This window comes from Thermohalobaculum xanthum (assembly GCF_016623495.1).
Taxonomy (GTDB): Bacteria; Pseudomonadota; Alphaproteobacteria; order Rhodobacterales; family Rhodobacteraceae; genus Thermohalobaculum; species Thermohalobaculum xanthum.
Genome location: NZ_JAEHHL010000001.1, coordinates 545,601 through 557,733, shown reverse-complemented (window position 1 = coordinate 557,733; position 12,133 = coordinate 545,601). Strand labels below are relative to the sequence as shown.

Genomic DNA, 12,133 nt, shown 5'->3' with positions numbered 1-12,133 from the left:
GGACATTCTGTCCGGCAGATCGCGGGGCGCGGGCCGTGCGGTCGGCGCTCAGCGGAAGGCACGCATCCAGCCGAGGCTCTCGGATGTTGGGCCGGCGGGGCGATACTCGGCGCCGAAGAAGCCGTCATAGCCCAGGGCTGCAAGCGCGGGCAGAAGCCGGTCATAGGCGATCTCGCCCTCGTCCGGCGCGCCGCGGCCTGGCACCGCGGCGAACTGGATATGACCCACCATCGGCGCCATGCGCTGGTAGAGCCGCGTGAGGTCGCCCTGCATGATCTGCAGGTGATAGCAGTCGAACATCATCCGCACCTCGGCCCTGCCAAGCGCCGCGATGATGTCGGCGGCGGCGTCCGCGGTCTGGATGAAGTAGCCTGGCGCATCGCGGCTGTTGAGCGGCTCGATCAGGACATTCATCCCCTCCAGCGCCGCGCGGTCGGCGGCATGGGACAGGTTGCCCAGATAGGTCTCGCGTGCCGCCGGGCCCGAGGCGAACCCCGCCATCACGTGGACATTGCGCGCCCTGATGGCTGCGCCGTAATCGAAGGCCTGATCGATCGCCGCGCGCGCCTCGGCCTCGCGGCCCGGCAGGGCGGCGAGCCCGTTCTCGCCCGCCTGCACGTTGCCGCGAACGGTGTTGATCCCGAGCGCAGGCAATCCCGCCGCATTGAGCGCGGCTTTCAGCTCGGCCGCGGTCAGGTGGTAGGGCCAGTGAAACTCGACCGCCTCGAAACCCGCATCGGCGGCGGCGCGGATCGCGACCTGCAGCGGCAGTTCCGCCCAGAGAAATCCCAGATTGGCCGAGAGCCGGATCATTCGTCCCACTCGACCCCGAATTGCCGCACGAGATCGCGGATCTGCGCGTCATCGAGTCCCACCGCACCGCATCCGCGCGTGAGCAGCGCAAGCTTTGCCGTCTCCTCCAGTTCCTCGATCGCGTGCACCGCTGCCTCCAGCTCCTTCGCCGCGACCACGGGCCCGTGATTGGCCAGGACCACGGCCGACCGCCGCCCGGCCAGGCTGCGCACCGCGTCACCCATCGCCGGGTCACCGGGCCGGAAATAGGGCAGCAGCTTCACGCGCCCCAGCCGCATGATCGAATAGGCCGTGAGCGGCGGCAGCAGGCAGTCGGGGTCCACGTCCGGCAGCATCGAGAGCGCGACCGCGTGGGTCGAGTGCAGGTGCACCACCGCGCCGCAGCGGTCGCCCCGCGTCTCATAGAACGCGCTGTGGAGCGGCATCTCCTTGGTCGGAGCATCGCCCGCGACCAGCCGCCCCGCCGCGTCGAAGCGGCTGAGCCGCGCGGGATCGAGCCTCCCCATCGACGATCCCGTCGGCGTCACCAGCAGCCCGCCATCCGCCAGTCGCGCCGAGATGTTGCCCGACGCGCCGCAGGTCAGCCCGCGCTCGAACAGCGAGCGGGCAAGCAGGCAGATCTCCTCGCGCAGCGCGGCTTCCTCGGTCATGCCCCCTCCAGGATCCGCGACGCCTTTTCAAAGAAGTCGGGCGAGCCGAAATTGCCGGACTTCAGCGCAAGCGCCAGGTTCCGGCCCGGAACCTTCAGCGCTGGAACGCCCGGGTCGATCTCGGGCCCGATCTCGAGCGCGTCGATACCCACCCCCTCGACCACCGCGCCCGAGGTTTCGCCGCCCGCCGAGATCAGCCGCGTGATGCCGCCCGCCACCAGACGCCGCGCGGTCTCGGCGAACAGCCCCTCGATCGCCGCGGCGACGGCCTCGCGCCCGAAGCGGGCCTGGGCGCCCTGCACCGCCTCGGGGTCGGCCGAGGAATAGGCGAGGGGGAGCGTTTCGGGATGGCCGAGAAGGAACTCTGCGACCGCCTCGGCCGTCGTCTCGCCGCGCATTACCGCGTCCGCGCGGATCTCCATCGCGGGATAGCTGGCGGCGTGGCGGGCGACCTGGGCATTGGTCGCGCGCGAGCACGAGCCCGAGAGGATGGCGCAGGGGCCGCCGACGCCGTCCCAGGCCGTTGCCTCGCCGGCGATCAGTCCGGCCCGGCGAAAGTTCTCGGGCAGCCCAAGCGCGACGCCCGAGCCGCCGGTGACCAGCGCAAGGTCTCGCGCGGCCTCGCCAATCGCCATGAGGTCGGCGTCGCGGATCGCGTCGACCACGACCAGCACGTGCCCCGCCGCGTGCTCCGCCGCCAGCGCGGTCCGGATTGCGTCGGGGCCCATCAGGACCGTGGGCGCACCGACATGGCCGACCGGGTGCGCCGTCTGCGGCGCGAGCCAGCGGCGGATGTCGGGGTCGGTCATCGGTGTCAGCGGGTGGTTCTGCATCCCCGACTCGCTCAGCAGCCGGTCACCCACGAACAGGTGACCCTGGTAGACGTATCGCCCGGTCGCGGGAAAGGCCGGGCAGACGATCACCCGGTCGGCGCCCAGCGCGGCGATCAGCGCATCCGCCACCGGGCCGATATTCCCCTCGGGCCGCGAATCGAAGGTCGAGCAATACTTGAAGAAATACTGCTGACATCCTTGTTTTCGCAGCCATTCCAATGTTGATAGAGACTGCGCTACAGCATCCCCCGGCGCGATGGTACGCGACTTGAGGGCGACGACGCCGGCCTCGACCCCGGGCTCGGCGGGCGCGCCAGGCACGCCGCAATATTGTGTCACCCGCATCCCGCCCTTGGCCAGCGTGTTGGCGAGGTCGGAGGATCCGGTGAAATCGTCACCGATGCAGCCCAGCAGCATCACGCCTCTCCCGGCAGGCGCAGGCCCGCGTTGCGGGCATAGACCTTCGCGACGGCGGCATCGTCCTCGCCGCCATGCCCTGCGCCCGAGGCGGCGAGAAACTGCTGCAGGGCGGCCGCGGCCAGCGGCGCCGAGAAACGCGCCGCGCGCGAGATGTCCGACACGATCCCCAGATCCTTGACGAAGATGTCGACCGCCGAATGCGGGGTGTAATCCCCGGCGGCGATGTGGGGGCCGCGGTTCTCGAACATCCACGAGGTTCCCGCGCATTTCGAGATGACCTCGACGGTACGTGCGGGGTCGACGCCCTGGCTGATGCCGAAGGTGATCGCCTCGGCGGCGGCGGCGATGTGAACGCCGGCCAGCAACTGGTTGATGACCTTCATGGCCGAGCCGGGGCCCGCCTCGTCGCCAAGCTCGAAGACCGTCTCCGCCATCGCGTCGAGGAACGGGCGCGCCGCCGCGAACGCCTCGGGCCGGCCCGAGGCCATGACGGTCAGCTTGCCCTGCGCAGCCTTGGCCGAGCCGCCCGAGATCGGCGCGTCGAGATAGTGCAGCCCCCGTGCGGTGACGCGCGCCTGGGCTTGCCGGGCATGGGCGGGCGAGACGGTGGGGCAGTTGATCACGACCGCGCCCGGCTTCATCTGCGCGACCGCGCCGCTCTCGCCGAACAGCACAGCGTCCGACTGCGCCGCGTTTACCACGACCACGATCACCGCGTCGGCGTTGGCGATCGCCTCGGCGCGCGGGGTCGGTGCCCCTCCCTTGGCCCGGAAGGCGGCCTCGCGCTCGGGTGAAATGTCGACGCCCACGGTCTCGACCCCCGCGCGCTGCAACGAGCAGGCCATGCCGTAACCCATCGACCCAAGTCCGATCACGACTGCTTTCATCGGGCGCTTCCTCCATATCGCGGCCAATGCAGCCAACAGCGCCGGCGCGCGATTCCACGATTGACGCGGCAGCATATGTTAGCGCTATCACTTGTCAATCAGAAGATGTTGGCGCTAACATATCTGCCGGCCCGTCGCGATCCCGCACGGGTTTTCGCGAGGGGCGCGAAAGACGGCGGACACAAGTCAAGGGCTTGAGCGAATGAGCAAACCCACGTTGGCAGATGTCGCTCGGCTCGCCGAGGTGAGCGAGATGACCGCGTCGCGCGCCCTGAACCGCAGGGGCTACGTCTCGGCCGCCACGATCGAGCGCGTCGAGGCCGCGGCGGCCAAGGTCGGCTACATGCCCAACCGCCTTGCCGGCGCGCTGGCGAGCGAGCGCACGCCGCTGGTCGCCGTGGTGTTGCCCACGCTCTCGAACGCCGTCTTTCCCGAGGTGCTGGCGGGGATCGGGGCAGGACTTGCGGGGACCGGCATGACGCCCGTCTTCGGTGTTACCGAATACGCCCCCGAGGCCGAGGAGCAGAACATCCGAGAGCTTCTGAGCTGGCGGCCCGCGGGGCTGATCGTCACGGGGCTCGAGCACAGCGTCGCCGCCCGCAACCTTTTGGCCGCCTGCGATGCGCGCGTGGCCGAGATCATGGACACCGACGGTACGCCGGTTTCCGCCTGCTTCGGCCTTTCGCACCGCGCGGTGGGCGAGGCGATGGCGCGGCACCTGCTGGACAAGGGCTATCGGCGCTTTGGCTATGTCGGTGCGCGGCTCGACCGGGACCTGCGCGCGCGCAAGCGCCGCGACGGGTTCGTCGCGGTCATCCGCGCGGCGGGCGCGACGCTCGTGCACGATCTTGCGCCCGATGCGCGCTCGTCGATGCTGCTTGGCCGTCAGCTCACGGCCGGGGTTCTGGCCGCGGGCGGGCAGGGCGCCGATCGCAGGGTCGACGCCCTCTACTACTCGAACGACGACATGGCGGCGGGAGGGCTGATGCACTGCCTCGCCGAGGGGGTCGAGGTGCCCGGCCGCGTCGCGCTCGCGGGCTTCAACGGGCTGGACCTGGTCGATGCGCTGCCGCTGCGGTTGACGACCTACCGCTCACCGCGGTTCGAGATCGGCCGCCAGGCCGCGGCATACATCGCCGCGCTCCAGGCGCCCGAGATCCCGCCCCGCAGGGTCATCGACGGCGAACTGGTGCCGGGCGAGACGAGCTGAGCCGGCCCCTTCCAGTTTCGTCGCGCGCCGGGCGCGTCAGTCGGCGGCGAAGCAGTAGAACAGCCCCGCACCGCCCGTGCTCCTGAGCGCGTCCTTGCTGCATCCGCGCGTCGCATGGGCCGAGTTCCACGAGGTGTTGCCGCCGCCGTGCCGGTCGTGATGGCCGACCTGCGCACTGCCTTCGCCGCTGCTCGTCCAGTTGTTGCAGGTGTGGTCGGCGTCGTCGGGCCAGAATGGCGTCCCGTCCTCCTGCGTCCCGGTCAGGATGTCGTGCTCGTTGACATCGTGGTAGCGGCCCTTGACGTCATTGCCGTTCTCGTCGAGCGCGGTGCGCTGGAAGATGTTCGGGCTGATGTGCAACTGGTCGAGATCGACGGCGATCAGTTCGCCCCGCGCATTGTACCAGGGACCGGGGCCGATCCGGTTGCGGGCGAAGACGCCACGCTTGTCCGGCTCCTCGGTGCTCAGATACGCGCGCCATTCCCGGTCGCCCGCGCCGGCCGCCTCGGCCAGCTTCTGGCAATGCGCGTCGGCCCCCTCCAGGCCGCCGAGATCCGCGCCGTTGCCGACGCCGACGCTGGTGATGAAGAACCCCATCGGGTGCGCTTGCTGCGCGCTGGCCATGCTCGTTCCAAAAAGCAGGATCGTGGCCGTCGTAATGCCGCCGAGGATCGACTTCATGCTGACCTCCCTGTCTGAAATTTCCTCTTCGCGGCCCGCACTGTGTCGTGCTCGTCTTGAAATCGGAATGCCGGGCCTAAGCTGCGGGCCGCCGGTCGAGGTTAGAGATCAGGCCGAAAACTGTCCACGAAATCGCGCGAGGCCGGCGAAGCGGCCGAGCTAAGCTCGGCGCGCTTCGGACATGAAGGCTGTCGTGATAATGGCGTGAAAACAGTATTTTATATTCGATTTCACGCGTGGAAGCCCTAGCCGCGGGGCGCGGTGATCGCCCGGTAGTCCTCCGGCTCGCGGTGCAGGGCGAAGTTGAAGACGTTGCTGCGGATCTCGGCGCAGCGGTCGAGGTCGACCGTCGCGGTGATGACCTCGTCGCCGACGGTGGCCGCGCGTGCGATGATCTCGCCCGTCGGCGCCACGATGATCGTGCCCCCGATCAGGTCGCAACCCTCCTCGTGGCCCGCCTTGGCGACGGCGACGGCCCAAAGCCCGTTCTGGTAGGCGCCGGCCTGAACCGACAGCTCGTTGTGAAAGTACTGCAGGTGGTCGTGCTCGGGCGCCGGCGGGTAATGCAGCGGCGTGTTGTAGCCCAGCACGACCAGCTCCGCCCCGCCAAGGCCCAGGACGCGCCAAGTCTCGGGCCAACGGCGGTCATTGCAGATGCACATGCCAACCTTGCCGCCGAGGGCGTCGAACACCGGGAAGCCCAGGTCGCCCTTCTCGAAGTACCGCTTCTCGAGGTGCTGGAAGGGGCGCCAGGGCTCGTGCTCGCGATGCCCCGGGAGGTGGATCTTGCGGTACTTGCCGGCGATGCGGCCGGTCTCGTCCACCAGGATCGCGGTGTTGAAATGCCGCCCCTCGGGGGTCAGCTCGGCATAGCCCAGGTGAAAGCCGATCCCCAGCTCGGCCGCGGCATCGAACAGCGGCTGCGTCTCGGCCGAGGGCATCTCGGTCTCGAACCACCGGTCGATCTGCGCGGGGTCCTCGGTGTACCAGCGGGGGAAGAAGGTGGTCAGCGCGAGTTCGGGAAAGACCACGACGCGGGCGCCGCGCGCTTTCGCCTCGCGCATCAGCGCGATCATGCGGGCCACGGCAGAGCTGCGCGGCTCGTCGGCTGCGATCGGGCCAAGCTGGGCTGCGGCGAGGACGAATTTCCGGCTCACTGGGTTTCTCCCAAAAGATCGAGAACGACGTCGAGCAGCACCTCGGCTCCCGCGACCAGGTCGTGGGGCTCGGTGTGCTCGTTGATGTTGTGGCTGAGGCCGCCGACCGAGGGCACGAAGACCATCGCGGTGGGGCAGTTGGGCGCGAACATCTGTGCGTCATGCCCGGCGCCCGAGGGCATCCGCCGCACGCCGAGCTGGCGTTGGCGCGCCGCGTTCTCGACGCGGTCTACCAGCGTGGGATCGAAGGCCACGGGGTCGAAACGTGCGAGGCTTCGGGCCGTAACGGCGCAGCCTTCCTCGGCCGCGAAGCGGGCTGCCGCCTCGCGCAGGCGGGCCTCGGCCGCCTTGAGCCGCTCATTGTCGGTGTTGCGAAGATCGACCGTCATCCTGGCCGTCTGTGGCACGACGTTGACGAGGCCGGGTTCGACCTCGACAAGCCCGACCGTCGCGACCTGCGGCGGGCCGAAATCCGAGGCGATGGCGCGTGCCTCGACCGCGATGCGGGCGGCGACCAGCCCCGCGTCGTGGCGCATCGCCATCGGCGTGGTGCCGGCATGGTTCGACTGGCCCGACACGGTGAACTCGGTCCACGAGATGCCCTGCACGCCGGTCACGGCGCCGATGCGGACGCCCTCGCGCTCGAGCACCGGGCCCTGCTCGACATGCAGCTCGAGAAAGGCCGCCGGCACCAAGCTGCGCGGTGCGATGTCGCCGGCATAGCCGATGCGCCGAAGCTCGTCGCCGAGGACGGCGCCGTCGATGCCCACCGTGGCGAGCATCTCGGACAGGTCGAGCGCGCCCTGATGCACGCCCGATCCCATCATGTCGGGAGCGAAGCGGGCACCTTCCTCGTTGGTGAAGGCGGCGACGGCAAAGGGCTTGCGGGTGCGCGTGCCCGCGTCATCGAGCGCCGCCGCGATCTCGAGCCCCGTCATGACGCCAAGCACGCCATCGTAGAGCCCGCCGGTCGCGACGCTGTCGACGTGGCTTCCCACCATCACGGGCGGTCCGTCCTCGATCCCCGCGCGTACGCCCCAGATGTTGCCGATCGCGTCGATCGAGACCTCGAGGCCCAACTCGCGCATCCAGATGACCAAGAGGTCGCGCCCGGTGCGGTCCTCGTCGGTCAAAGCCAGCCGGCAGACGCCGCCGTCCGGTAGCGCCCCGACAGCGCCAAGCCGCTTGATCCGGTTCAGAAGGCGCGTCCCATCGATCCGTGGCGCCGTCATGCGGCCTGCCCCCGGATCGTCGCGGCATCGGCCCCGACAAGCGCGCGATAAAGCTCGGGGTCGGTGTCGCCCTCGGTCCCGAAGACGAGGATGCGCGAGCCGGCGTCCAGCCCCAGCGCCTTGCGCGCCGCGTCGTCGGCCATCGCGGCCATGAGGCCCGCAAGTCCCGCGACGGCGGATTCGCCCGCGACCACGGGCGTGTCCCCCGCGGCGGGGTGGGCGAGGCGGCGCATCATCTCGACCGCGGCGTCGTCGGGCAGGGCCATCGCGGCGTCGGCGTGATCCTTCAGGATCTCCCATGCCAGCGCCGACACCTCGCCACAGGCCAGCCCCGCCATCAGCGTGTCTAGGTCACCCTCGACGGCGGTCGGGCGGCCTGCACGGAAGCTGTCGAGCCAACAGGCCGAGCGATCAGGGTCCGCCAGCACGATCACAGGGCGCGCATCGCCCCAGCGCCGCTTGGCCTGCGCGGCCACCGCGGCCGCCATACCGCCGACGCCGGTCTGCAGGAAGACATGGGTGGGCTTTTCGCCAAGCTGGCCAAGAGCTTCCCAGGCCATCAGCTCGTAGCCCTGCATGACGTCCTTCGGGACTTCCATGTATCCGGGATACGAGGTGTCCGAGACCACGAACCAGCCCTCGCGGGTCGCGGTTTCCTGCGCCTCGCGCACGCTGTCGTCGTAGTTGCCGGCGCAGCGGCGCACCTCGGCGCCGTAGTGCTCGATCGCGGCCTTGCGGCCTTCCGACACGGTCGCGTGGATGAAGATCACGCAACGGCAGCCGAAGGTCTGCGCCCCCCAGGCGACCGAGCGCCCGTGATTGCCGTCCGTGGCGCAGCACACGGTGATGTTGCCGACCTCGCCGGCATGGGCGCCGGAAAGGATATCGGCCATGCCGACCGCCTTCCCGATTAGCGCCGAGACCTCGCGGCAGAGGAGCCGCGCCACCGCGTAGGCGCCGCCCAGCGCCTTGAAGCTGCCAAGGCCGAACCGCCCGCCTTCGTCCTTGTAATGGATCGAGGCCACGCCTGCCTCGGCCGCGAGACCCGGTAACGGAAGCAGCGGCGTCGGCGCGTAGCCGGGCCAGGAGGTGATCGTCGCGCGCGCGGTCTCGAAGGCCGCGTCGCTCAGGATCGCGTCCTGTGCCGCCGTCCAGGGCGCCCCGCGCCGCGCCGTGTCGTTCGTCACAAGCGCGAAGGGGCGCGCGGTGTCGCCCGGCGCTCGAAGGATTTCCCGTGTCATCTTGGTCCCCTGGATTATTCCGGGGGCGCAGTGGCCCCCGGCTGTCGTCTTGCCTCCGGGCGGCGGGCCGCCCGGAAGATGCGCGCGCGGCGCGCGGCTCAGTAGGTGTTCTCTTCGCTGATCGATGCCAGCAGCGCATCGAGCATCGCGATCCCCGCCGCGCCGTACTGGTCCTCGATCAGCTTGCGAACGGCCGGCTGCGCGGCTTCAGCAAACTTCGCCTGTTCGGCCGGCGGCACCACGTTGACCTCCATCTTGGCCGACAGCGCGGGCAAGCCCTTCTCCGATGCCTCGATCACGCGGCTCATCGAGCGGCCGGCCTCGGTCGCGACCTCGGACGCCCAGTTGACCAGCGTCTTATGCTCGTCCGACAGGCCGTTGTAGAACTCGGCATTCATGGTCCAGATGTAGGGCGTGATGATGTGGTTGGTGACCGAGAGGTACTTCTGCACTTCGTCGAACTTGGCGAAGGCGATGATCGGCACCGGGTTCATCTGGCCGTCCGCGACGCCCGTCTGCAGCGCCGTGTAGACCTCGGCCCAAGGCAGGGGGGTCGGCTGCCCGCCCAGCGACGAGACGATCGCCTCGTGCGTCGGCAGCGTCATGGTGCGGATACGCAGCCCTTCCATGTCGGCGACCGAGGTGATCGGCTTCTTCGAATTGGTGAAGGCGAAGAATCCGCCCGAGTCGATCAGCCCCAGGACCTTGAGTTCGGTGGCGCCTTCGAGGTCGGCGACGAACTTCTCGCCAAAGGCGCTGTCCTTCGAGATCACGCGGCTCGCGACGCCGATGTTCGGAAACGCGAAGGGGATGTCGAAGACGCCGACCAGCGGGTAGTGCTGTGCCATGCCGCCCGAGGAGGAGATGGTGCTCTCGACGATGCCCGAGCGCACCTGCTCGATCACCTCGTTGTCCTTGCCGAGCTGACCGTTGGGGAAGAGCTGCACCTCGATCGCGCCGTTCGAGTTCGACTCGACGAGGCTCTTGAACACCGCCGCCATGGCGCCGGAATGGCTGGCGAACGGGTCCTCGGGATTGAGATGGGCAAGCCGGATCGTCACGTCGGCCGCGAAGGCCTGGGCCGACAGGCAGACGGCGGCGAGGCCGATGCCGATTTTACCGAACGTTTTCATGGTGTTCTCCCTGTTTTTCGGTGGTGGGTTGCGCTCAGAGACCGAGCAGGCGGGGAATGAAGAGCGTGAGGTCCGCCCAGAATGCGACGACCAGCAGGATGCCGATCTCGGCTAGGATGAAGGGCCACAACTCGCGCGTGATCGCCTCGACCTTCTCGCCGGTGACCGAGGCAAGGACGAATAGACACGCCCCCACCGGTGGCGTCATCAGCGAGACGTTGAGCGCCAGCACGATCATGATCCCGGCATGCACCGGGTCCATGCCCAGCTTGACCGTGAGGGGAGCGAGCACCGGCGCAAGGATGATCAGCGTCGCGTTGATGTCCATGACCAGGCCGATCAGCAGCAGCAGCACGATCAGGCCGATCACCACGTCGGGGTTCTGCGAGATTGCGAGCATCCCCTCGGCGATCGCCTGCGGTACCCGGTTGAAGGTCATCCACCACCCCAGGATCGTGGCCGAGGCGATGATCAGGAAGATGACGCCGGTGATGCGGGTGGTCCGCACGCCGATCTCGTAGAGGTCACGCCAGCTCAGCGCGCGATAGATCACGCCGCCGACGAACAGTGCATATGCCACGGCGATGGCTGCCGCCTCGGTCGGCGTGGCAAAGCCGCCGAGGATCGAGCCGAGGATGAAGATCGGCAGCATCGCCGCGAGGAACCCCTCGCGCAGGGCCGATATCACCGCGCCGAAGCTGGGCCGGCCCTCGCCCTTGGGAAGCTTCTTGCGCTTGGCGGTAAGGGCGATCACGGCCATGCAGATGGCGCAGATCATCAGGCCGGGCAGGATGCCGGCGGCAAAGAGGCCGGCGATCGAGACGCCCATGATCGAGCCGTAGATGATCATCAGTGTCGACGGCGGAATCGTCGGCCCGATGATCGAGCCCGCCGCCGTGACGGCGCAGGCATAGGGGCGGGTGTAACCCGCCTTGACCATCGCCGGCACCAGCGTGTTGCCGAAGGCGGCGGAATCCGCCGTCGCCGATCCCGTGATGCCCGCGAACATGACCGAGGCGACCATGTTGGAATGCGCCATGCCGCCGCGCATCCAGCCGACCAGCGCGTCGGCGAGTTTCACGAGCCCCGCGGTGATGCCCGAGCGGTTCATGATCTCGCCCGCCAGGATGAAGAAGGGCATGGCGAGGAAGGGAAAGAGGTCGAGCCCCGCGAACACCCGGTCGGGCGCCATCGTCATGAACTTCGGCCCCATGTCGATGATGCCGATCATGCCCGCGACGCCGATCGCGATGCCAACCGGCATGCCCAGCGCGAGAAAGCCGAAGAAGGCGAGGGGAACGAGATAGACGCCCATCACTCAGGCCCTCCGCCCGCAATGCTGACGCCGGCGGCCTCGGGCGCGCGCTCGGCGAAGAAGTCGTGAACGCCCATGAGGGCAAGCTGGACGCAGGCCACGAAGGCGGCCAGCGGAACGCCGGCGAAGGCGTAACCCTTTGGAATCGCGTAGATCATGGTGAGGCGCGAGAAACCCTTCTCGGCAAAGCCAAGGCCATACCAGAAGAGCGCGAAGAAGAACGCGAAGCCGATCAGGTCGAATGCGACGGCGAGCCAGCGCCGCGCCCCCGCCGGAAGCCGCGTGAAAACGAACTCGACGCCGATATGCTCGCGGTAGGCAATGCCGCTCGAGACCGCCAGCAGCGCCATCCAGATCATCAGGTAGCGCGCGAGTTCCTCGGTGAACGTGATCGGCAGCGGGATCGCATAGCGCACCAGCACGCCCAGCCAGACATCGACGACCAGCAGCAGCAGAAGGGCGACGCAGACCCGCTCGACGAGCCAGTTGACCCGATCGCTCCACCGCCTGGCCGACTGTGCAAGGTTCGCGATGGCGGCCTCCCCCGGAAATGCTGCCGAA

At 68.9% G+C, this 12,133-nt stretch carries 12 protein-coding genes; 1 reads left to right on the top strand and 11 read right to left on the bottom strand.

Annotated elements, in window-relative coordinates; genetic code table 11:
* Positions 1 to 48: 48 nt before the first annotated feature.
* From H0I76_RS02585 to ltnD, 4 genes are read right to left on the bottom strand one after another with little or no spacing between them, the layout of a single operon-like run.
* Positions 49 to 813 carry a hydroxypyruvate isomerase family protein gene (locus H0I76_RS02585; RefSeq protein ID WP_200606618.1) on the bottom strand — a complete coding sequence of 255 codons (765 nt, stop codon included), beginning with the start codon at positions 811 to 813 and terminating at the stop codon, positions 49 to 51.
* Complete coding sequence (otnC, locus tag H0I76_RS02580) at positions 810 to 1,463, bottom strand: 3-oxo-tetronate 4-phosphate decarboxylase (RefSeq protein WP_200606608.1); 654 nt, start codon at positions 1,461 to 1,463, stop codon at positions 810 to 812. Before otnC ends, H0I76_RS02585 begins: the two co-directional genes overlap by 4 nt.
* Positions 1,460 to 2,713 (bottom strand): 3-oxo-tetronate kinase, encoded by a 1,254-nt coding sequence (gene otnK, locus H0I76_RS02575; protein WP_200606606.1) that lies wholly within the window; start codon positions 2,711 to 2,713, stop codon positions 1,460 to 1,462. The genes otnC and otnK overlap by 4 nt, the downstream gene beginning before the upstream one ends.
* Positions 2,713 to 3,603: an L-threonate dehydrogenase gene (ltnD, locus tag H0I76_RS02570; RefSeq protein WP_200606597.1), complete on the bottom strand. Its 891-nt coding sequence runs from the start codon at positions 3,601 to 3,603 to the stop codon at positions 2,713 to 2,715. The genes otnK and ltnD overlap by 1 nt, the downstream gene beginning before the upstream one ends.
* Positions 3,604 to 3,805: 202 nt before the next feature.
* On the opposite strand from ltnD, the gene H0I76_RS02565 reads away from it, so the two are divergent.
* Positions 3,806 to 4,813 (top strand): LacI family DNA-binding transcriptional regulator, encoded by a 1,008-nt coding sequence (locus H0I76_RS02565; protein WP_200606595.1) that lies wholly within the window; start codon positions 3,806 to 3,808, stop codon positions 4,811 to 4,813.
* A gap of 36 nt (positions 4,814 to 4,849) precedes the next feature.
* Here H0I76_RS02565 and H0I76_RS02560 read toward each other — a convergent pair whose 3' ends face one another.
* The 7 genes from H0I76_RS02560 to H0I76_RS02530 all read right to left on the bottom strand — a co-directional run bounded on the left by H0I76_RS02560 (position 4,850) and on the right by H0I76_RS02530 (position 11,994).
* Positions 4,850 to 5,494 (bottom strand): hypothetical protein, encoded by a 645-nt coding sequence (locus H0I76_RS02560; RefSeq protein ID WP_200606593.1) that lies wholly within the window; start codon positions 5,492 to 5,494, stop codon positions 4,850 to 4,852.
* Positions 5,495 to 5,739: 245 nt separating this feature from the next.
* On the bottom strand, positions 5,740 to 6,651 hold the full coding sequence (locus H0I76_RS02555) for an N-carbamoyl-D-amino-acid hydrolase (RefSeq protein WP_200606591.1): 912 nt from the start codon (positions 6,649 to 6,651) through the stop codon (positions 5,740 to 5,742).
* Positions 6,648 to 7,883, bottom strand: a complete 1,236-nt coding sequence (locus tag H0I76_RS02550) for a M20 family metallo-hydrolase (RefSeq protein ID WP_200606589.1) — start codon at positions 7,881 to 7,883, stop codon at positions 6,648 to 6,650. Before H0I76_RS02550 ends, H0I76_RS02555 begins: the two co-directional genes overlap by 4 nt.
* Positions 7,880 to 9,124: a diaminopropionate ammonia-lyase gene (locus H0I76_RS02545; RefSeq protein WP_200606588.1), complete on the bottom strand. Its 1,245-nt coding sequence runs from the start codon at positions 9,122 to 9,124 to the stop codon at positions 7,880 to 7,882. Before H0I76_RS02545 ends, H0I76_RS02550 begins: the two co-directional genes overlap by 4 nt.
* A gap of 98 nt (positions 9,125 to 9,222) precedes the next feature.
* Positions 9,223 to 10,257, bottom strand: a complete 1,035-nt coding sequence (locus tag H0I76_RS02540; RefSeq protein WP_200606586.1) for a TRAP transporter substrate-binding protein — start codon at positions 10,255 to 10,257, stop codon at positions 9,223 to 9,225.
* Between the two features lie 34 nt (positions 10,258 to 10,291).
* Positions 10,292 to 11,572, bottom strand: a complete 1,281-nt coding sequence (locus H0I76_RS02535; protein WP_200606584.1) for a TRAP transporter large permease — start codon at positions 11,570 to 11,572, stop codon at positions 10,292 to 10,294.
* The gene (locus tag H0I76_RS02530; RefSeq protein ID WP_325166301.1) at positions 11,572 to 11,994 is read right to left on the bottom strand and encodes a TRAP transporter small permease; all 423 of its coding nucleotides are present in this window, start codon (positions 11,992 to 11,994) and stop codon (positions 11,572 to 11,574) included. The genes H0I76_RS02535 and H0I76_RS02530 overlap by 1 nt, the downstream gene beginning before the upstream one ends.
* Positions 11,995 to 12,133: the final 139 nt, after the last annotated feature.

Bases quoted from the DNA above. Each gene is read 5' to 3' on its own strand.
- otnK (WP_200606606.1), bottom strand. From the start codon at position 2,713: ATGCTGCTGGGCTGCATCGGTGACGATTTCACCGGATCCTCCGACCTC.
- ltnD (WP_200606597.1), bottom strand. From the start codon at position 3,603: ATGAAAGCAGTCGTGATCGGACTTGGGTCGATGGGTTACGGCATGGCC.
- H0I76_RS02550 (WP_200606589.1), bottom strand. From the start codon at position 7,883: ATGACGGCGCCACGGATCGATGGGACGCGCCTTCTGAACCGGATCAAG.
- H0I76_RS02565 (WP_200606595.1), top strand. From the start codon at position 3,806: ATGAGCAAACCCACGTTGGCAGATGTCGCTCGGCTCGCCGAGGTGAGC.
- H0I76_RS02535 (WP_200606584.1), bottom strand. From the start codon at position 11,572: ATGGGCGTCTATCTCGTTCCCCTCGCCTTCTTCGGCTTTCTCGCGCTG.
- H0I76_RS02540 (WP_200606586.1), bottom strand. From the start codon at position 10,257: ATGAAAACGTTCGGTAAAATCGGCATCGGCCTCGCCGCCGTCTGCCTG.
- H0I76_RS02545 (WP_200606588.1), bottom strand. From the start codon at position 9,124: ATGACACGGGAAATCCTTCGAGCGCCGGGCGACACCGCGCGCCCCTTC.
- otnC (WP_200606608.1), bottom strand. From the start codon at position 1,463: ATGACCGAGGAAGCCGCGCTGCGCGAGGAGATCTGCCTGCTTGCCCGC.
- H0I76_RS02585 (WP_200606618.1), bottom strand. From the start codon at position 813: ATGATCCGGCTCTCGGCCAATCTGGGATTTCTCTGGGCGGAACTGCCG.
- H0I76_RS02560 (WP_200606593.1), bottom strand. From the start codon at position 5,494: ATGAAGTCGATCCTCGGCGGCATTACGACGGCCACGATCCTGCTTTTT.